16 protein-coding genes are annotated in these 19914 nt (G+C 67.1%); 3 read left to right on the top strand and 13 right to left on the bottom strand.

Annotated elements, in window-relative coordinates; translation table 11 throughout:
- Positions 1-7: 7 nt before the first annotated feature.
- The 6 genes from ACWZHB_RS25700 to aceA all read right to left on the bottom strand — a co-directional run bounded on the left by ACWZHB_RS25700 (position 8) and on the right by aceA (position 7409).
- The gene (locus ACWZHB_RS25700; protein ID WP_427904354.1) at positions 8-1060 is read right to left on the bottom strand and encodes a hypothetical protein; all 1053 of its coding nucleotides are present in this window, start codon (positions 1058-1060) and stop codon (positions 8-10) included.
- A 6-nt stretch (positions 1061-1066) separates the two neighbouring features.
- Positions 1067-1567, bottom strand: coding sequence for a DUF4365 domain-containing protein (locus ACWZHB_RS25705; RefSeq protein ID WP_427904355.1), 501 nt, complete (start codon positions 1565-1567; stop codon positions 1067-1069).
- A gap of 218 nt (positions 1568-1785) precedes the next feature.
- Complete coding sequence (locus tag ACWZHB_RS25710; RefSeq protein WP_427904356.1) at positions 1786-2214, bottom strand: VOC family protein; 429 nt, start codon at positions 2212-2214, stop codon at positions 1786-1788.
- A 122-nt stretch (positions 2215-2336) separates the two neighbouring features.
- On the bottom strand, positions 2337-4664 hold the full coding sequence (gene metE / locus ACWZHB_RS25715; protein ID WP_427904357.1) for a 5-methyltetrahydropteroyltriglutamate--homocysteine S-methyltransferase: 2328 nt from the start codon (positions 4662-4664) through the stop codon (positions 2337-2339).
- A 341-nt stretch (positions 4665-5005) separates the two neighbouring features.
- Complete coding sequence (locus tag ACWZHB_RS25720) at positions 5006-5878, bottom strand: 3-hydroxybutyryl-CoA dehydrogenase (RefSeq protein ID WP_427904358.1); 873 nt, start codon at positions 5876-5878, stop codon at positions 5006-5008.
- 241 nt (positions 5879-6119) lie between these two features.
- Positions 6120-7409: an isocitrate lyase gene (gene aceA / locus ACWZHB_RS25725; protein ID WP_067450000.1), complete on the bottom strand. Its 1290-nt coding sequence runs from the start codon at positions 7407-7409 to the stop codon at positions 6120-6122.
- Between the two features lie 547 nt (positions 7410-7956).
- Between aceA and ACWZHB_RS25730 the strand changes: the two genes are divergently transcribed.
- From ACWZHB_RS25730 to ACWZHB_RS25740, 3 genes are all read left to right on the top strand, one after another.
- Complete coding sequence (locus tag ACWZHB_RS25730; RefSeq protein WP_427904359.1) at positions 7957-9096, top strand: alpha/beta hydrolase family protein; 1140 nt, start codon at positions 7957-7959, stop codon at positions 9094-9096.
- A gap of 90 nt (positions 9097-9186) precedes the next feature.
- Positions 9187-9525 (top strand): helix-turn-helix domain-containing protein, encoded by a 339-nt coding sequence (locus tag ACWZHB_RS25735; RefSeq protein WP_427904360.1) that lies wholly within the window; start codon positions 9187-9189, stop codon positions 9523-9525.
- 197 nt (positions 9526-9722) lie between these two features.
- Positions 9723-10010 (top strand): hypothetical protein, encoded by a 288-nt coding sequence (locus ACWZHB_RS25740; protein ID WP_427904361.1) that lies wholly within the window; start codon positions 9723-9725, stop codon positions 10008-10010.
- A 49-nt stretch (positions 10011-10059) separates the two neighbouring features.
- Here ACWZHB_RS25740 and puuE read toward each other — a convergent pair whose 3' ends face one another.
- The 7 genes from puuE to pucL all read right to left on the bottom strand — a co-directional run bounded on the left by puuE (position 10060) and on the right by pucL (position 19913).
- A complete protein-coding gene (gene puuE, locus ACWZHB_RS25745) occupies positions 10060-10974 on the bottom strand; it encodes an allantoinase PuuE (RefSeq protein ID WP_427904362.1) in 915 nt (304 codons plus the stop codon).
- Entirely contained in the window at positions 10971-11948 is a 978-nt protein-coding gene (gene alc / locus ACWZHB_RS25750; protein WP_427904363.1) for an allantoicase, read from the bottom strand. The genes puuE and alc overlap by 4 nt, the downstream gene beginning before the upstream one ends.
- Positions 11949-12092: 144 nt before the next feature.
- Positions 12093-13316 carry a DUF6986 family protein gene (locus ACWZHB_RS25755; RefSeq protein ID WP_427904364.1) on the bottom strand — a complete coding sequence of 408 codons (1224 nt, stop codon included), beginning with the start codon at positions 13314-13316 and terminating at the stop codon, positions 12093-12095.
- The gene (locus ACWZHB_RS25760) at positions 13313-16480 is read right to left on the bottom strand and encodes a molybdopterin-dependent oxidoreductase (RefSeq protein WP_427904365.1); all 3168 of its coding nucleotides are present in this window, start codon (positions 16478-16480) and stop codon (positions 13313-13315) included. Before ACWZHB_RS25760 ends, ACWZHB_RS25755 begins: the two co-directional genes overlap by 4 nt.
- 117 nt (positions 16481-16597) lie before the next feature.
- Positions 16598-17449 carry an FAD binding domain-containing protein gene (locus ACWZHB_RS25765; RefSeq protein WP_427904366.1) on the bottom strand — a complete coding sequence of 284 codons (852 nt, stop codon included), beginning with the start codon at positions 17447-17449 and terminating at the stop codon, positions 16598-16600.
- Positions 17450-17655: 206 nt separating this feature from the next.
- A complete protein-coding gene (locus ACWZHB_RS25770; protein WP_427904367.1) occupies positions 17656-19020 on the bottom strand; it encodes an 8-oxoguanine deaminase in 1365 nt (454 codons plus the stop codon).
- Positions 19008-19913, bottom strand: a complete 906-nt coding sequence (gene pucL, locus ACWZHB_RS25775; RefSeq protein ID WP_427904368.1) for a factor-independent urate hydroxylase — start codon at positions 19911-19913, stop codon at positions 19008-19010. Before pucL ends, ACWZHB_RS25770 begins: the two co-directional genes overlap by 13 nt.
- Position 19914: the final 1 nt, after the last annotated feature.

Genomic DNA, 19914 nt, shown 5'->3' on the forward strand with positions numbered 1-19914 from the left:
CGTTCTCTCACGATCCGTCGCCGTCGATGACGGTGAATCCGTTTTCGGAAATCTGTAGGTCACGTCTGCCGTCGAAGATTCCGGTGGCCCGGACCCTGCTTCGCGACCTGTGCGCCACCAGAGCTTTCACGTATTCCTCGGGTGTACGAAGGCGCACCGTCACACGTCGTTGCCTCCCGGTGCTGGTCGCGTCGACGAAGAGCACACCCCGCACAGTCGCCTTCGGTCCGCCGTCGTTGTCCACCCCGACCACGACCCCTTCGATCACGGCGGGCTGTTCGGCGCCGGGCACCGATTCGGTCGGTAGTGGCGATGACGCGATGGTGCCCACGTCGAGCAGCCGTGGCAGTCGGGCGATCTCGGTGCTGGAGAATTCGATGACGACACCCGGCCGTGGAACTTGACGTGACCAGTGGAAACTGAGCTCGAATCGCATCGGGTCGCGCTCTGCCGAGCCGAGCGCGCTGAACATCTCGACGGTGTCGGACCACATCTCGGCACCCATGCCGAACCCGCGACCGTCCGTGGCCTCCCGCATGGTCGCGGCGACGTCGAGCAACCGGACCGCCGCACGGCGACTGAGTCTCGAACCCGGCCCGGCGAGAACGAGATCGAACCCGAAGACATCCCGACGCGGCAGCAATATCGTGCTGTTGAGCAGTTCGGCAACGGCATGCTCACGCATGGTCGCGATCCTGATCTCACTGCCCGCCACCTGGTCCGCGCAGATGACGAGCAAGGACCGTAGCGCCGTCAACGCAGCGGTGCCCGCCTCGACCGAGACCTCGGTGGCGGCGTCGCCCGCGCGATACCCGACAATGTCGACGCCGCCGGAAACAATGTCACGCACAACGATTTCGGTGGATCGTTGCTCGGAGTCCGCGACACACCGCACCAGCGCCCGCATTCGTGCGCCGTAGTCGACGACCTCGCCGTCGGGCACCAGCACGTCGAACTCACCGTGTGACCAGACCTGGCCATTGCGCCACTGCGTCTGGGGCGTCCACCCTTGTGCCTGCAGGTACTCGATGACCTCATCGAGCCGGGGCGTCGCGACCATCGGGCACTACCGCGGCGATCCGGCGACGAGCGCGGCGAGAGCCTCGACGTCGAGCACATTGCTGACCGGAATCGATACCGACACCTTGCGTTTGGGATTGTCGACAGCGAATCGCGCCCGGTCACGCAGTGAGAGAAAGTATCCCGTGTGCCGAAGCATCAACCCGCCGGTGATCGAATCGGTGAACAGGTCAGCGATGGCGGGCACGTGAATGGCGAAAAGATAGCGTGGAACGGCGAAATCGGCGCCGGCGAGCTGATTGAACTGGGTATGGCTGAGCCCGCCGAAAATCAGCTGTCCCTGGCGGTACTTCGGACGCGACACGGTCTTGATCTGCACTTCGATCTGCGGAGAGTGCCCGTACTTCGTCCGCCCCGGTTGCTTGATGGTCAGGTCGACCCCGTCGACATCGAGGTCGTCCGTCGACCAGACGAGCCCGGCCGCGGAGGCGAGCACCCGAATGTAATCGTGCCCGAACTTCCCTTGGTGGTGATGCGAATCGAGCACCGCGCCCCTCCTGACCTGACGGTACCGCCGCGAACTGTAGTCGCTGCCGTCGAGATCCGCTGAGGTTCAGGCAATTTCATGTTTACCGCGCGCGATCTTGGGTAAGCCCGTCGCTGCGTGCGGAACTCACCGAAGCGCAGGCACACGCCCGCCGCGGCCGAGCTCACCGCAGGCGGCCAAGCCACGATCCGCGCCTGACAGCGGTACGCTCAGTGGGCTCAGGCGCCGAAATCGGGGATGGTGATCGAACCATCCGCGGCCAGTGGGAAACCCGGGTTGTGCGCTACCTCCCAGGGATAACCGTCCGGATCGAGGAAGACACCGGAGCGAAAGCCGAGGGGGTTGGTGGTCGCGGGCTTGGTGATCGTGGCGCCCGCTGCCTGCGCCGCCGCCAGCAGTTCCTCGACCTCGGCGTCGGACCGGACGTTGTGTGCCAGGGTGATCCCGCCGAATCCGGCGCCATCGTCGGGCAGACCGGAATCCGCGGCGAGCTTGTCCCGGCCCCACAACACCAGGCCGAGCCCACCCGCTTGAAAGAAGACCGTCTCCTCGATCTCCTGGCCACGCCAGCCGAGGGCTTCGTAGAAGGCGCGGGCGCGCGCCAGATCGGCGACACCCAGGGTGATCAGGCTGATTCGCTGTTCCATTCAGCCACGGTAGAGCCCGACCGGGCCGAACACGGCGATGTGGGGCGTGTCGTCGCGCTCACGCGTGCATATGGGCTCAACGAACAGGCGCACCGATTCCGGTGCGCCTGTTCGTTATTCAGTTATTCCGAGCCGGTCGCCGCTGCGGCTTGCGCGGCCAGCGCGCGCCTGCGCACCCGGCGAGCAGCGGCCACCATGTTGCGCAACGACGGCTCCAGCTGCCAGTAGTGGCGCGTCTTGAGTCCACCGTCGGGGTTGGCCCACAACCGTTGTGGCGTCACGGCATTCGCGGCCTGGGTGAGCAGCTCGTCGAATTCGTCGATGTCAGGGATGCGGGCCGAGCGGCTCTCGTACACGCCGGGGCCGACGCCGTGGGTGAGGCCGTGACCCGAGGACAGGTCCTCGGTGAGGGCTTCGATGACCCATTCGATCGAGCGGGTCGCCACGATCGCGGTGACGTCGGCGTCGAGCTGATCGATCGCGTCGACCACCTCGGTGCGGCCGGAATAGCCGATGTGCGTGTGGATCTGGGTGTCGGGGCGCACGCCGGAGGTGGCCAGCTTGAAGGCGCCGACCGCCCAGCGCAGGTACTCCTCGCGTCCGGCCGGACGGGCAGGGAGCAGCTCGCGGATGGCGGGTTCGTCCACCTGGATGATCGCGATGCCCGCCTTCTCCAGGTCCACCACTTCGTCCCGAATGGCAAGTGCCACTTGGTCGGCCGTCTCGTAGAGCGGCTGATCCTGGCGGACGAACGAGCGCGCCAGCATGGTGACCGGCCCGGTGACCATGCCCTTGACCGGCTTGTCGGTCAGCGACTGCGCGTAGGTGGTCCACTCCACCGACATCGGCGCCGGCCGCGCCACATCGCCGTAGACGATCGGCGGTCGCACACACCGGGACCCGTACACCTGCACCCAGCCGAAACGGGTGGTGGCGAAACCGTCGAGCTGCTCGGCGAAGAACTGGATCATGTCGTTGCGCTCGTGCTCACCGTGCACGAACACGTCGAGGCCGATGTCTTCCTGGAGCCGGATCGTGGCCTCGATCTCGGCCTCGACCTGCTTGCGGTAGTCGTCGTCGGACAGTCGCCCGGAAGCCACCTCGTGACGAGCCTGCCGGAGCTTGCCGCTCTGCGGGAACGAGCCCAAAGTGGTGGCGGGCACCAGCGGCAGGTTCAGCCGCTCCTGCTGCGCCGCCGCGCGCACGTCATAGGGCGCCCGTTCGCGCATCTCGGGCGTCACCGCGTACACCCGCTGACGCACCGCGTGCTTCTGCTTGAAATGCACCTCGGTCGGCCGCTTGCGCCAGTTCTCCGACGGCCCCTCGGTGAGCGCCTTGGCGAGCGAGACGACCTCGCCCACCTTCTGTTTCGCGAAGGCGAGCCGGTCGGCGACATTGCCCTCGATGTCGTACTCGGCGAGCACGTCGTAGGGCACGTGCAGCAGCGTGGTGCCGGTCGACACCACCAGATCCGGGCACACCTCGGCGATCGAGTTCAGGTAGTTCAGCGTGACGACCCGGTCGGCCCGCCACACATTCTGACCGCTGATCACACCGGCGTAGATCCGCTTACGCTTGATCCCCGGGATCGCCGCCAGTTCCTCTGGCTGCATCCGGTACGAGGCCAGATCGAGCCCGATCGCCTCGACATTGCTCGCGGCCAGAATCCGCAGCGCCTCACCGAAATCGCCGTACTGCCCGGTGACCAGGATGCGCGGACGCAGCGGCGCCTTCGCCAGCTGGTGGTAGGCCTTCTCGAACGCGGCCAGCTCGGCGGGCGTGCGCTCACCGGTGAAGCAGGGTTCGTCGAGCTGCACGCAGGTCGACCCGCGCTTGGCGAGGATCTCGAACAGCTCTTCGTAGAACGGCAGCAGCTGGTCGAGCAGAGTCAACGTGTCGAACTCGGCCTCGCCCGGCACATGCCCGGCCTTCGACAGCAGCAGCAGCGACACCGGTCCGAGGACCACCGGACGCAGCTCGATCCCGCGCTCGGCCGCCCGGTCCCACTCGTCGAGCAGGGCCTCGGGATGCAGCGAGAACGTGGTGTCGGCGTCGAGTTCGGGCTGGCGGTAGTGGTAGTTGGTGCCGAAGAAACGCACCAGCTCGAGCGGCGGGGTGTCCGGGTTGCCGCGCGCCATCAGGAAGTAGAAGTCGAGCGGGTCGAGCCCGTCGGCGAATTGCTTGAACCGCGACGGCACCGCACCGAACAGCAGCGCGTTGTCGAGGATGTGGTCGTAGAAGGAGAACGTGTTGCCCGGCACCTGCGAGAGTCCGGTCGCGGCCAGCTCGTTGAACTGACGCTCCTGGACATCGCGACCTACCGTGAGCAGTTCCTCACGTTCGAGCGATCCGCGCCAGTACGACTCGAGCGCACGCTTGAGCTCTCGGTGCGGACCGATCCTCGGGTATCCGAGAACGCTCGACCCGAATCCATCGGTGACATTGACCATGACCGCCGATACTCCCTTTCGATCACACGCTGCGCTCGAGACATAGCACCGGGCACGCGAGCGCGTCCGGCTACAGCAGCTTAAGCCGCAAGAACGCCCCCGCGCCGCTCCCCCCGCAAACCCCGAGCACCTGAGCGCCTCGTGTAAGTCTTTTTAGGGGGCCCGCCCTGATCTGGACTGACCGGAGGGTGCGACGAAGGAGTACCCGTAGGGAGGGAAGATCAGGGGCCCGAAGGGCCCCGCTCGAGCGCGCCAGCGCTCCAATAAACACAGCCACCAAACGACCCCGAGCGGGTGGTCCTGATGCGTCCCTACCGAACAACCCGAATAAAGGCCGTCCCCTACTTGCCGTACTGGTAGAACCCGGCTCCGGTCTTCTTACCGAGCAGCCCGGCTTCGACCATGCGCATCAACAGCGGCGGCGCGGAGTACAGCGGCTCCTTGAACTCGGAGTACATCGAGTCCGCGATCGACTTCACCGTGTCGAGGCCGACCAGGTCGGTCAGCGCCAGCGGGCCCATCGGGTGCGCACAGCCGAGCACCATCGCCTTGTCGACGTCGTCCTTGGTGGCGAAGCCCGACTCGACCATCCGGATCGCCGAGAGCAGATACGGCACCAGCAGCGCGTTGACGACGAAACCGGAGCGGTCGGCCGAGCGCACGATCTGCTTGCCGAGGATCTCGGCGGCGAACTGCTCGGCGCGCTTGGCGACCGGCTCGCTCGTCTTCAAGGTGGTGACCAGCTCGACCAGCGGCAGCACCGGCACCGGGTTGAAGAAGTGCAGACCGACCACCCGCTCGGGGTTCGCGGTGGCGACGGCGATCTTCATGATCGGGATCGAGGAGGTGTTGGAGGCGAGCACGGCGTTGGGGTCGGTGACGACCTTGTCCAGCTCGGCGAAGATGGCCGTCTTGACCTCTTCGTTCTCGACAACGGCCTCGACCACCAGCTGACGGTCGGCGAAGTCGCTGAGATCGGAGGTGAAGCGCAGCCGCCATGCGGCCTGCTCACGCTCGCGCTCAGTGATCTTGCCACTGCTCACGCCACGATCCAGCGAACGCAGGATGCGTGCGCGACCCGCAGCGGCGAGTTCACGGGTGGCCTCGTAGACGAGGACGTCGACGTGCGCGCGTGCGCACACCTCCGCGATGCCCGCGCCCATCTGTCCGGCGCCGATGATGCCAACGCGCTGAATCTTCTCGCTGCTGCTCACGTCCCGCTCCTGTATCTATTAGCGGCTGGCGCCGCGGATTTCGGCCCTGTAACCCCGCCTCTTCCCTCCCTCCGGGCACTCCTTCGTCGCACCCTCCGGTCAGTCCAGAGGCGGGGGCGGGCCGAAATCTTTCAGATTTCGGCCCACAGTATAGGGATGCCCTCCCCTGTCGGGGCTGATCGACAGGGGAGGGCGTACACCCCTACCTGCGTAGAGGAAATCCGTTGCTAGTCAAAGCAACTCAGTGGAACTGACCTTCTTCGGTGGAACCCTTCAGGGCAGCCGTCGAAGTGTTCGGGTCCACGGTGGTGGCGATGGTGTCGAAGTAGCCGGCACCGACCTCACGCTGGTGCTTGATGGCGGTGAAGCCACGCTCGGCAGCAGCCTTGAACTCGCGCTCCTGCAGGTCGACGAACGCGGTCATGCCCTCGCGAGCGTAGCCGTGCGCCAGGTCGAACATGCCGTAGTTGAGCGAGTGGAAGCCCGCCAGGGTGATGAACTGGAACTTGAAGCCCATCGCGCCGAGCTCACGCTGGAACTTCGCGATGGTCGCGTCGTCCAGGTGCGCCTTCCAGTTGAACGAAGGCGAGCAGTTGTAGGCCAGCAGCTGGTCCGGGAACTCGCTGCGAACCGACTCGGCGAACTTGCGCGCGACCTCGAGATCCGGGATACCGGTCTCCATCCAGATGAGGTCGGCGAAGGGGGCGTAGGCCTTGGCACGCGCGATGCAGGGCTCGATGCCGTTCTTCACACCGAAGAAGCCCTCGGCGGTACGGGTGCCGTCCAGGAACTCACGGTCGCGCTCGTCCACATCGGAGGTGATGAGGGTGGCGGCCTCGGCGTCGGTGCGGGCGATGATCACCGACGGCACGTCGGCGACATCAGCAGCGAGCCGGGCAGACGTAAGAGTGCGGATGTGCTGCTGGGTGGGGATCAGCACCTTGCCACCGAGGTGGCCGCACTTCTTCTCCGAAGCCAGCTGGTCTTCCCAGTGCACACCGGCGGCGCCGGCCACGATCATGGCCTTCTGCAGCTCGTAGGCGTTCAGGGCGCCACCGAAGCCGGCCTCGGCGTCGGCCACGATCGGGGCCAGCCAGTTCTTGACCGACTCGTCGCCCTCGACCTTGGAGATCTCGTCGGCGCGCGACAGGGCGTTGTTGATGCGACGCACGACCGCGGGAACCGAGTTCGCCGGGTACAGCGACTGGTCCGGGTAGGTGTGGCCGGACAGGTTGGCGTCACCGGCGACCTGCCAACCGGACAGGTAGATGGCCTTCAGGCCGGCGCGAACCTGCTGCACGGCCTGGTTGCCGGTGAGGGCGCCCAGCGAGTTGATGTAGTCCTCGTTGTTCACGAGGTCCCACAGGATCTCCGAACCGCGACGGGCGAGGGTGTGCTCCTCGACGACGTTGCCCTGCAGCTTGGAAACCTGCTCGGCGGAGTAGGTGCGGGTGAGGCCCTTCCAACGCGGGTTGGTGTCCCAATCCTGCTGGATTTCCGCTGCGGTCTTCGGGGTGCCGGGGAGAGACATCTCTTGACTCCACTTCCTCGTGTGGTCGGTGCTCCACGCAGTCGGCGTGCGAATCAACCGGCGGCTGAACGCTTTCGGTTGCACATCTCGTACTGCTGGAGCAATTTGCAGGCTTGCTAGGACTTACTAGGGCCCAAGGGGTGTACTTCCAAACAATGACACACCTGGAAATGGCCGTCTACCTGTTGGTTGTGTGAATCTCAGCTAGTTTTGCCGACGCGTTTGCTAACTTTGCGAAATTAGCGGGCTAATTGCAAGTACTCGCCCTACCGATGGGTAGGGCTGACCAGGAGTTTTAGCATAACGCTCGTACTGTTAGCGATCATGACCACCTCCCTCGTCGACACACCCGAGCCTCGCACTCTGTGAGGGCTCTCACACACCACGCCGGACACGATTGGTGTGCGTGTCGTCACTCGATTCGGTCACGGCGCGGGTATCGCCCCCTTCGCCCCCAGAAGTGGGTGCACAGCGTGGCATGCGCAACACTCATCCACTGAGACGACGGACGCTCGGAACCGGGCGCGCATCACGAAAGAGTGGGTCCATGAGAATTTCGAGGATCGCGGCGGTATCGCTGACCCTGTTGGCGGCGACCCTGAGCCTGGTTCCGGTGGCGAGCGCACAACCGACCACGGCGGGCACCCCCATCGGCGTCGAGTCACTGTCCGCCGCGGCGACCCTGCCCGGTTCGGCCCGCGCCGAGCGCCTGCTCTACCGCTCGACCACTGCGGGCGATCAGCCGACCACCACCAGCGCGGCCGTGTACTTCCCGGCCGGCGAGGCACCCGAGGGCGGCTGGCCGGTGATCGCGTGGGCGCACGGCACCGTCGGCCTCGGCGACGACTGTGCTTACAGCGTGGCCGGACCCGCCGCGGTCGAGCGGGACTGGGCCTATCTCGGTACCTGGCTGAAGCAGGGCTACGCGATCGTCGCCGCCGATTACGCGGGCCTCGGCGGACCCGGCGAACATCCCTACCTCAACGGCATCGCCGAAGCACACAACGTGGTCGACGCGGTGAAGGCCGCCACCGAGCAGTACTCGTCCCTGTCGAACAAGTGGGCCGTGGTCGGCCAGTCCCAGGGCGGCGGCGCCGCGGTGTTCACCGCCCGCTACGCCACCGAATTCGGCGGCCCCGCACTCGATTACCGAGGCGCGGTGTCCACCGGCGTCCCCGCCTACATCGAAGACGTGATCAGCCTCGCGGGCCCCGGCGTGCCCCCGGTCGCCCTGAGCTCGCACCTCACCGCCTACGTCCTCTACATCCTCAGCGGCCTGCGCACCACCTACCCCGACCTCGACATCGACGGCCTGCTCACCGACACCGGCCGCACCTGGCTGGCCCGCTCCCAAACCGCCTGCATCGGCCCCCTCGGCGACGACCTGGCCGCTGAAAAGCCCTCCATCGGCAGCCTTTTCGCCCGCCCCCTCGCCTCCCTCCCCAACGCGCACGCCCTCCTCTCCCACTACATGGGCCTGCCCGAATCCGGCTTCGACCGCCCCCTCTTCCTCGGCCAAGGCCTCCTCGACACCGACGTGGTAACCCCCGAAACCCTCCGCTACTTCGCAGTCCTGAAAGCCACCAACCAACCCGCCACCCCCCACACCTACCCCACCGACCACGACGGCACCGTCAACGCCTCCCTAGTCGACTCCCTCCCCTTCGTCAGCGCACTGTTCGCCTGACAAAGACAGGGTTGCGCCCCATAACATATTCATTATATTTGCAATATGTCGAGCTTTGGCGGCGCAGCGAGGACGGGAAGGAGAAGCGCGATGACGAACCCAGCCGATGACATGAAGTGGCCGTCCTATGACGGTGTCGAGCAGTTGCTTACCGAACTCGATTTGAATGACGAGGATCTGGACCGCGCGAATCAGATCACCGAGGACCATGTACGAGCGTGGCACCTTGCTCAAGTTCGCACCGACCAAGACCGGTCACAGACCGAACTGGCGGCAGCGATGGGAGTAAGCCAGCCGCGAGTCAGCGCACTCGAACGCGGCGAACTCGACGTCGTGACACTCTCGACCCTTCGCGCCTACGTCCGTGCCTTAGGCGGGAAATTGAACATCATCGCCGACTTCGGCGACCGCGAATACCGCCTGTCCTGAACAACGATGCTTACGGCGAGAAGCACGGCTGCGAACACGCGGACCAAGTGTTGGCCGAGGACGCAAATCGGGGTTCGGTGCGGGGAAGCGGCAGGGATGGTTACGGCACCTCCGACGTGGCGCGTTACCCGCAATTCAGAGCCTTGCCGTGAGATCGATAGAGCCACATCATCTTCCGCCCCAGTACAGTCGCGTGCGTGAGAATTGTCAGATCCGCCGTACTGGCCGCTTTTGTGTTGCTGCTCGCGCCTGCGTTCGCGCACGCCGACCCGCCGCCGATCTTCACCCAGGAAGAGCAGTGCGACACCACGCGTGCGCTGGTCGACAACGTCCGCGCGAGCAAGCCCGACGCGACGCCGGAGGAGATCGCTGACGTGTTCGTCACCTACATGGACTCGATGGGCGCGTACAACCGCGTTCCCCAGGCCAAGGAATCGGATCGCCAGGTCACGCTGACCAATATCGAACGGTGCGGCTTGGCCTAGGGGTTGAGCGGACGTCGACCCCGTGGGTAGCGGGGTCGACGTTTCGCCGTCAGTTGCCGAGCAGGCCCGCCGGGTGGACTTTGCGCCAGTGTTCGGCGATGTCGATGCGGCGGGTTATCCACACCTTGTCGTGGGATTGGACGTGGTCGAGGAAGCGTTCGAGGCCGACGGTGCGGGCGGGGCGGCCCGCTATTCGGCAGTGCAGGCCGATGGAGAGCATTTTGGGGGCGCCTTCGGAGCCTTCTCGGTAGAGGAGGTCGAAGGCGTCGCGCAGGTGGGCGTAGAACTCGTCGCCGTTGGCGAAGCCCGCGGGGGACGCGAAGCGCATGTCGTTGGTGTCGAGGGTGTAGGGGACGACCAGGTGGTTGTGGCCGTTGACCTCGGTCCAGTAGGGCAGGTCGTCGGCGTAGGAGTCGGAGTCGTAGGCGAAACCGCCGTGTTCGACGACCAATTCGCGGGTGCGGGGTGAGTCGCGGCCGGTGTACCAGCCCAGCGGCGCCGCACCGGTGAGTTCGGTGAGGATGCGCACGGCCTCGGCCATGTCGGCGCGTTCGACATCGGCGTCGACGAGTTGGTAGGACTGCCACCGCAGGCCGTGACTGGCGATCTCGTAGCCGAGTTCCGAAAATGCCGCTACCGCTTCGGGATTGCGCTCCATGGCGCGCGCGACCGCGAACACGGTGAGCGGCAGACCACGCCGTTCGAAGGCGCGCAGCACCCGCCACAGCCCGGCGCGGGAACCGTACTCGTAGAGCGATTCCATGCTCATGTGCCGGTTCGGGAAGGCCTCGGCGGGCGTCATCTCGGAGAGGAAGGTCTCCGAGTGCGCCGAACCGTCGAGGACGTTGTTCTCCCCGCCCTCTTCGTAATTCAGCACGAACTGCACCGCGATGCGCGCACCGCCGGGCCATTGCGGGTCGGGCGGCGTCGGGCCGTACCCGACGAAATCACGTGCTCCTGTCACGCGCTCAACTCCCCGTAGAGGCGCAGCCGGGCGAGGCCGCCGTCGGGATAGATATCCAGGCGCACCTCCACGACCGAAGCGGCCGCAGGCTGGAGCGCGAACCGGTGGCGGGTGTCGGGCAGCAGGTCGGTGCGGGGCAGGAGTTCGACTTCTGTTCCGTCACTGGTGAATCCGGTGAGCGAGGCCGAGCCGGGGCTGTTACCGAGGAAACAGGAGGTGTCGATCTCGGCCAGGCGAATCGCACCGGGGCCCGCGAGTTTGATTCGCACCCAGTCGTTTCCGTCGTCGCGGCGGCGCGCGGTCTCCCAGCCGTCGCCCATTTCCCTGGCCAGACCGGGATAGAGCAGCTGGTTGGGTGAGCTGTAGAACCGATTGGAGCAGTCGAGCACGAGGGCCCCGTTCTCCAGCGCGGCGAGGTCGAGCGGGCCGAGGCCGAGCACCGCGGTGTCGGGGCGACCTTCGCCGTGCACCCGAAGACGGGCAACGCCACCATCGGGATGCATGGTGAGTTTCACATGGGTCCAGCGGTTTTCGTCGTCCACGACGAAGGGATTGCGGCTGTCACCGCCCACCTTCACACGGTCGAGCAGGGTCACCCAGTCGGTGCGGGCGGCGATTTCCTCGGCAGGCGGGTAGCCCTCGATCGCGAGCGCCGACAGCGACACCTCGGGCGGATAGTTGCCCTTGAACCAGGCGGTGTCCACCACGACACCACGGATCACGCCGGGTACACCGAGCCGGACAACGGCCGAATCGTCACCGGGCTTGCCGCGATGCCTGCGGGTCTCCCAGCCGTCGTAGACCTGCCCCTTGTGGCCGAACGTCGCCGGCTGATATTCCGACGGACCCGGGCTGACCAGGTTCTCCTTCTCCGCGAAGAATTCGTCGTTCGCCCAGATCACCGAACCGCCGAGGGTGCGGACGGCCAGATCCGGGAGCAGGGTGAAATCGTCGGTGCCGTTGGATCGGCTCACGGGTGCCTCCTGAGTCGGGTGCCCGCGACCGAAGCCGGGCGGGGCACCTCGTCTGAAAATATTGCGCCGGGTGCGCGACACTGCGCTCTCATCGACTGTGCGGCGCCTCCTCCGACATTACCGGTATACCGCTATGTGGGTGCTTCACGTCGGGCGTACTCGCCGAGCGGCGAGGTCGAGCAGAACGTCGCTGGTCAGGCCCGGTGCGGTCGCGAGAAGCTCAGCCTCGGTGTAGGCACCTGCCCGCAGGCCGCGCAGCACGGTGCTCGCCAAGGCTTCGGCGGTCGCCGGCTCGTCCAGCACGCCCCCGCCGCGCCGTTCCAGATAGGCGGTCAGCCGAGGCACCGCCACCTGGGACGCGCTGCGGAAGAAGTCGTAAGTGGCAAGCCAGCGGGTGATCAGGTGGCCGGGGTGCATGTCCCAGCCCTGGTAGTAGCCACGGCGCAGGGCACGCTCGACCAGCCGATGATGGTTGGCCATCGCACCTTCTGGATCGGCATCCGGCACGATCTGGGTCGAACCGTCACAGATCCACACGCCCGTCTGCGCGGCGGCGACCTGCATCACCGACTTGGCGAAGTCGGCGGCGGGATGGTCGAGGGCCTGATCGGTGGCCGCGATACCGCAGGCGGCGGTGTAGTCGTAGGTGCCGAAATGCAGTGCGCTGCAGCGTCCGTCGGCCAGGTGAATCATCTTCGCGATCGGTGCGGTGCCGTCGGGCGCGATGATCGCCTGCGGGCTCTCGATCTGCAGTTCGAAACGCAGGGAACGTTCCGGCAGGCCGTGGCCGCGCTCGAGTCCGGTGCACAGGTCGACGATCGCAGGCACCTGCTCCGCGGCACGGATTTTCGGCACGGTGAACACGAAGCCGGGCAGCGCGCCACCCGCGCCGTCTAGGACCAATTCGAGGGTCCGCAGCGCGCGGCGACGTTCGTTCGCGGCCAGTCCCTTGGTTCTCACGCCGAATGATGCTGGCGCACCCGGCTTTTCGGCCCACGCCGCCAGCGCCTCGCCCGCCACCTTCGCCGCCGCGTCCTCTTCCTCGTCAGTACGGAAACCGTAACCGTCTTCGAAGTCGATGCGCATGTCCTGCACCGGCTGATCGGTGAGTTGGCGGCGGACGGCCTGCAGCGAATCGGTGACGTCGAGGCCGACGAGGAAGTCGGCGTGCCGATGCAGCAGCTCCAACGCGGCGGCGCCCCACTCGGCGGGGGTCTGCGCGGACGCGCGATCGGCCGGGACGTAGGCGGTGTGCACGGGTTGCACCCGGTCGCCCGCGCCGGGGTAGCGCACGCGTAGGTCGGCGTCGACGGAGTCGAGAACAGCATCGATTCGGGCCCGAATGTGTTCGGGGATACGGGTACTCACCCGGCGGTTCCTTCCTGGATGGCACGCCACACACGGTCGGCGGTCATCGGTAATCGGTCCGGCCGGACACCGATGGCGTCGCGGACCGCGTTCGCCAAGGCCGGGGCCACCGGGTTGTACGGGGACTCACTCATCGATTTGGCACCCAGCGGGCCCAGTTCGTCACTGGTTTCGGCGAAATAGACCTCGGTGCGTGGCAGATCGGCGAACTGCGGGACGTGATAGTGGCGCAGCGTCCTGGTGGTCACCACACCATTGTCCGAACGCATGTCCTCGTAGAGCGCGGTGCCGATCGCCTGGGCCACACCGCCTTCCACCTGGCCGCGCAGCTGCACCGGGTTGAGCACCGTGCCCGCGTCGGCGACCTGGATCGACTGCAGGATCCGCACCACGCCGGTCGACGGCTGGACCGCCACCCGGAACGCGTGCACATTGAAACTCACCGAGCGCGGCGTGCCCGCGTGGGTGCCGTGGGCGATGAGGTCGCCGTCGGCCAGCAGCTGCGCGGCGGTGATCAGCTCGTCGCCGCAGCGCACGCCGCCCGCTTCGAGTAGGCAGTCGCGCTCTGGATGACCGCTCACTTTCGCCGCCCTGGCCAGCAGCATCGCGTGCAGTTCGAGCGCCGCCGCGTAGGAAGCCTTGCCCGCGACCATGGTGCCGGTGGAGCCGAACGCGCCCGTGTCGTGGCCGACGACGTCGGTGTCGGACTGCCGGACGACGATCCGCTCGGCGGCGGTGGCCAGTGCCGTTGCCGCTAACTGGGCATGGACCGTGGTGGTGCCGTTACCGAATTCCGCTGTGCCGACGCCGATTTCGTAGCGTCCGTCACGTAGCAAGCTCGCCGTGGCATCGGCATGATGGCCGCGCGGCGGGACGGTCGCGATCATCGCCACAGCCATTCCCTCACCCACCTGCCAGTCCGGACCGGGTGCGGCGACACCGTTGCCGCGGCGCAGTGCCCGCTGGGCGGTGTCGAGGCATTGGTCGAGGCCGTAGCTGCCGAAAGTCAGGTCGGACTCGTCGATTTCGGCGCCGGTGAACCGGTCGCCCGGGATCACCACATTGCGGCGGCGGAACTCGAAGGGGTCCATGCCGAGTTCGCGGGCGAGTTCGTCGATCGCCGACTCGACGCCGAAGATCACCTGGCCGAGCCCGTAACCACGGAACGCGCCGGACGGAATGTTGTTGGTGTACACCGCTTGTGCGTCGACCCGCTTGTTCGGGCAGCGGTAGACGGCCACCGATTCGCCGACCGAATGGAACATCACGCCTGCACTGTGGTTGCCGTAGGCGCCCGCGTCGGCGAGGACGTCCACCGAGAGGGCGGTCAGGATGCCCGCCGCGTCGGCTGCGGCGGTGACCGCGACGCGCATCGGGTGACGGCAAGTGGCGGAGGTGAATTCATCTGTGCGGGTGAACTCGTATTGCACGGGGTGCCCGGTGCGCAGGACGGCCAGTGCGATCAGGTCCTCGGCCAGCATCTCCTGCTTCGCACCGAACCCGCCGCCGACGCGAGCCGCGAACACCCGCACGCGATCTCGATCCAGCCCGAATACGTGACAGAGTTCGTCGCGCACCAGGAAGGGCACCTGCGTGCTCGACCGGACGACGAGCCTGCCCGCGTCGTCGAGCCAGCCGATCCCACCGTGGGTTTCCAGGTGCACGTGCTGCACGCGAGGCGAATTCCAGACGCCGCTCACCACCTTCGCGGCCGCTGCGACCCCCGCCTCGAAATCGCCCACGCCACCGTGGATCTCGGCGATCAGATTGCGCTGGGCATCGGCGATCCGTGCCGAGTCCGGCTTGTCGGCATGCAGTCGCGGTGCGCCGTCGGCCAAGGCGGCCTCGGGGTCGAATACCGCGGACAGTACCTCGTACTCGACTCGAAGCGCACGCACTCCGGCACGTGCGGCGGCCAAGGTATCCCCCACTACCGCGGCCACACGCTGCCCCACGAATCGGACCGTTCGATCGAGCACGAAGGTGTCGTCGGGATCGTCCTCGCGCAGTTCGTGGCGCGCCGTGGAGAACGCGGTTCGCGGTCCATCCACATGTGTCAACACCACCCGCACACCCGGAACAGCCTGCGCCGCGGCCACATCGATGGACACGATCCGCGCGTGCGCGTGCGGACTGGCCGACACGGCAAGATGCCAGGGTGCCACCGGCGGCATCCGGTCCCCGGCCCCCGGCACCACATCCATCGTGAACGCCTCCCCACCCCGCACAATCCGTGCCCCAGCGGGCGCCGCAACCCCGTCGCCGATCTGCCCCGCCCGATACTTCCGCCGCATCACGCCACCGACCCGCGCTTGCGCCCCCAACACGGCAGATACCGCGACCGCGGGCCCCTCCTCGGCCGACACCGTGGTGACCTCACCAGCCAACCGACCCGGGTGGCCGTGTGTCACATAGGACTCGACAGCAGGTCCCGCCGCACCGAACGACTCATCGGATCGCGCCACCTCATCGTTTCCCGGCCGGACGTCTCCCCGAGCGGACTGAGCGTCATCGGTGTGCGAAGAAGCCGGCGGAGGTTCAGTGCCCGGCTGCTTCGCGACTTTTTCGGTAACGCCGCGCGTGACTGACGAACTATCGTCGGATCGGTCGGCGGTCACCTCGCCGAACCCGGACGCCGCCTGCGCGACACAGGTCTGCGGCGACAAGTCGGCCTCGTCATCTGTGCACAGTGCTGCACAGGGTGTGGACAAAGAGTCGGCGATAGCGCGATAACCCGTGCAGCGGCACAGGTTTCCCTTCAGCAGTTCGGCGCGTTCGGCATCGGCGACTGCCTGAGCAGGCAAGTTGTCCACAGCTGTGTCGGGCCGGGCGGCGGCCAGACCCGATGCTGTCACCACCATTCCGGCGGTGCAGAAACCGCATTGAAAGCCGGCGTTCTCGACGAAGCCGCGCTGCACCGGGTTCGGGGCGCCCGGATCGCCGAGGCCCGCGGCGGTCGTCACCGCGCGGTCGGCGGCGCGGTGGGCCGGGATCAGGCAGGAGTGGACGGGTTCGCCGTCGAGCAGTACCGAGCAGGCACCGCAGTCGCCGGAGTCGCAGCCCTTCTTGACCGCGAGCTCGCCGTGTTCGCGCAGCAGCGTGCGCAGGCACTGGCCGGGGCGCGCGGTCACCTCGACCGCGCGGCCGTCGATATCGAGTCTCATGAACCACCTCCTTGTGCCGTGGTCAGCACGATTCGGCCGCGCAGGCCGCCTTCGGCCGGTCGGATGTGTGCGTCGGCGGCAACACCTGGATCGGGTGCTCGCCGGAACCCGCTGAACTCACGACGCCTCCCTGAGTTCGGCGGCGACCTCGGCCGCCAGCAGCCCGGTCACGTGCTGACGCCAGTCCGGCGCGCCGTGCGGGTCGTCGAACCACACGTCGGCATCCAGTTCGGCCAGTGCGTCGGTGAGATCCAATTGCGATGGGACGGCATCGAAGTCGAGGACGATCGGGCGAACGGTGGCGGCGGTGATGGTGATCGCGCACCGTTCGCCGACATCGCGCCTGCCCATCACCACCGATCCAGAACGACCGAGTGGGGCCAAAGCGATCTTGCGAAAGCTGGTGTGCGCCAGCAGACTCGAGGTGGGGACCAGGAACGAGCGCACGACCGCGCCCGTGGCCAGCAAGTTCTCGCCCGGCCCGGTGACGAAGTCACGCAAAGCTATTCGACGTTCGCCGCCGCCGCGTGGCCAGATCACCGCCGTCGCGTCCAAGGCGACGAGCGCGCCGAGTACCGCACCGGCGGGCAGTGACAGACAGACATTCCCGCCGACGGTGGCCGTGCGCCAGATCTTGTGCGAGGCGAGCAGGGCGCGGCAGGACTGGGCGAACAGCGTCGTGCCCGGCCACTCCGGTCGCAACATCGGGGTACCGAGTTCACGGCCCGGCCTCGCACCGGCGAATTCCGCGAGGGTGCAGGTCGCGGCGATCTCCAGACCCTGCGCGGACGCGGTCAACGGTGTCCAGCCGAGGGTGGTGATGTCGACCAGCCGGTCGAGGTGATCGTGTGGTTCGGAGAACAGGAAGGTGCCGCCCGCCAGCACCGCGCTCCCCGCTCCGACCTGCGCCAGATCGGCGCGTTCGCGGGCGAGGACAACCTCGGAAACAGTATCCAGATCCACGTTCACCTCGCTAACCTCACCGGCCACAGTAGGGGCCGGGAGTTGCCACGATGTTGCACGAAACCCGCGCCAGATTGCGCCGCGGTTAACCCGGTGTACGCCATCCAGTGTGCGCCGGTTCCGGCAAACCCGCAGTTCAGCACGCCGCCGACGACCCGCGACGGCAGCCGGCTCCGGCCCGCCCGCCGCATGACCCACCGAGGCCCGCGAGATCACCCACCGGCCAGCAGCGTTGCCTGCGCTTGGGCGACATCGGCACCCACTGACGCCTCGTCCACCGTCAGCACCACATCGTCGCGAACAACCTCACGCCCGTTCACCACCAGCGCGGCCAGCGGCGGGGCCGACCCGAGGATCAGCGCGACGACAGGATCCTCGATACCGGCGTGAGCGGGTGTATCCAGCCGCCACAGCGCCAGGTCCGCCAGCTTGCCGGGCTCGATCGACCCGATCTCCGCGGCCCGCCCGAGCACCCGCGCTCCACCCATGGTCGCCAGCTCCAGCGCCGTGCGCACCGTCATCGCCCGCGGACCGCCGACCGCCCGCGCGTACAGCAACGCGTTGCGCGGTTCCTCGATCATCGAACTCGACTCGTTGCTCGCCGCGCCGTCGACCCCGAGGCCGACGGGCACACCGGCCGCCACCAGGTCGGCGGTCCGCGCGATTCCGGCGCCCAACCGGCCGTTGGAGGTGGGGCAGTGCGCGATCCCGGTCCCGGTGCGAGCCATCGCCGCGATCGCCGGATCGTCGAGGTGCACGGCATGGGCGTACCAGACGTCGTCACCCAGCCAGCCGAGCTGTTCCATGTACTCGGCGGGCGTGCAGCCGAATTTGTCCTGGCAGAAGTCCTGCTCATCGAGGGTTTCGGCGAGGTGGGTGTGCAGCCGGACCCCGGTGGAACGGGCCAGTGCCGCGGACTCGCGCATGAGGTCGGCGGTCACCGAGAACGGCGAGCAGGGGGCCAGCGCGACCCGCACCATCGCGTCGAAGGACGGGTCGTGCCAGTCCTCGATGGCCGAGGAGCTAGCGGCGAGAATGTCGTCGATGGACTCCACCACAGAGTCCGGCGGCAGCCCGCCCTTGCTCTGCCCGAGATCCATCGACCCGCGCGCCGGATGGAACCGGAGCCCCACTTCGGCCGCCGCCCCGATCTCCGCCGCGAGCAGATCGCCGCCACCGCGCGGGAACACGTAATGGTGATCCGACGACGTCGTGCACCCACTGCGCGCCAGCGAAACCAGCGCGCCGGTGGCCGCGGTCCGCACCGATTTCTCGTCGATCCGCGCCCACACCGGATACAACGTGGTCAGCCACTCGAACAGCGTGTTGTCGGCGGCCAGCCCGCGGGTGATCCACTGGTACAGGTGGTGGTGGGTGTTGACCAGACCTGGCGTGAGCACGCAGCCGCGCCCGTCGATCCGCGCGACCTCCGGACCGACCTCCGGCGGCGCACCCTCGCCCACAGCCTCGATCTTGTTGCCACGCACTGTGACCCAGCCTCGGCGGTACTCGGTGCCCGCCGCGTCGACGGTCACCACCGCGCATCCGTAGATCAGCAGATCACTCACGGCTGCCACGCAATCCCCGCATCGGCAGCATCCGCACGTGCCAGGGTGGCGTGGATCGAGCCGTACGGCCGGTCGGCCGCCCAGAACACCTCACCCTTGTTCTCGATCTCGAACCGCGCCAGGTCGTAGTCGAAGTGATGTTTGTTCGGCGCCGACAACCGGATCTCGGCCAACATCGGAAAGCGTTCCAGCGCAGCCGTTCCCATCGCGTACAGCGTCTGCTGCAACGCCTTGGAATACGTGGTCGCGAACAGCTCGAGCAGGGTCGCGCGAATTCCGGCGTACACCTCGTCCCAGTCGAATCCGCTGGTCTCGGCGAACCGCCACTGGACCACCAGTGAACTGGCCAGCACCCGATCGTGGGTCGGCGCGAGCGTTGTGTACTCGTCGGTGAGGAAGTCCGCGAACTCCGAGCCGGTGGACTTGAGCAGCACCAGATCCTTGATCCCGCCGATCACCCACCGCTGCTGCTGCGCACCCTTACCCGCCACGGTCACCGCGGCCGTACGCACCTCGGGGCCCTGGCGCACCCAGGTGTGATCATGTTCGGCACCATCGACCGAAACCCGCTGCCAGCCGTAGGAGTCCACGTCGATGCGCGCACTCGACACCGGATCGACCGAATCGACGAAATGCTTCCCCAGCGCGATCGCGTAGTCCTCGATGGTGTCGAGTCCGGGCTTCTTCGAGTACACGAAGGCCATGTGCTTCTGGGTATCGGTGGGCAGGACGTGACGCTGGTCACCATCGGTATATGCCGCCTCGAAATCGCCGCGTAGGGCGGTCGAGACGTTCACGTCGCGAATCTCGTGGCGCGCGTTCTCTTTGTAGAAACGCACAACCCGATTCTCGGACTTGCCATATCGGTTGTCGGTCAACACGATCGGACCACTCAGTGCCATC

Source organism: Nocardia sp. FBN12, assembly GCF_054031145.1.

What these genes read in the sequence shown, in the direction of transcription:
- ACWZHB_RS25700 (WP_427904354.1), bottom strand. Translation starts at nt 1,060, where the DNA reads ATGGTCGCGACGCCCCGGCTCGATGAGGTCATCGAGTACCTGCAGGCA.
- ACWZHB_RS25710 (WP_427904356.1), bottom strand. Translation starts at nt 2,214, where the DNA reads ATGGAACAGCGAATCAGCCTGATCACCCTGGGTGTCGCCGATCTGGCG.
- metE (WP_427904357.1), bottom strand. Translation starts at nt 4,664, where the DNA reads ATGGTCAATGTCACCGATGGATTCGGGTCGAGCGTTCTCGGATACCCG.
- aceA (WP_067450000.1), bottom strand. Translation starts at nt 7,409, where the DNA reads ATGTCTCTCCCCGGCACCCCGAAGACCGCAGCGGAAATCCAGCAGGAT.
- ACWZHB_RS25730 (WP_427904359.1), top strand. Translation starts at nt 7,957, where the DNA reads ATGAGAATTTCGAGGATCGCGGCGGTATCGCTGACCCTGTTGGCGGCG.
- ACWZHB_RS25735 (WP_427904360.1), top strand. Translation starts at nt 9,187, where the DNA reads ATGACGAACCCAGCCGATGACATGAAGTGGCCGTCCTATGACGGTGTC.
- ACWZHB_RS25760 (WP_427904365.1), bottom strand. Translation starts at nt 16,480, where the DNA reads ATGAGACTCGATATCGACGGCCGCGCGGTCGAGGTGACCGCGCGCCCC.
- pucL (WP_427904368.1), bottom strand. Translation starts at nt 19,913, where the DNA reads ATGGCACTGAGTGGTCCGATCGTGTTGACCGACAACCGATATGGCAAG.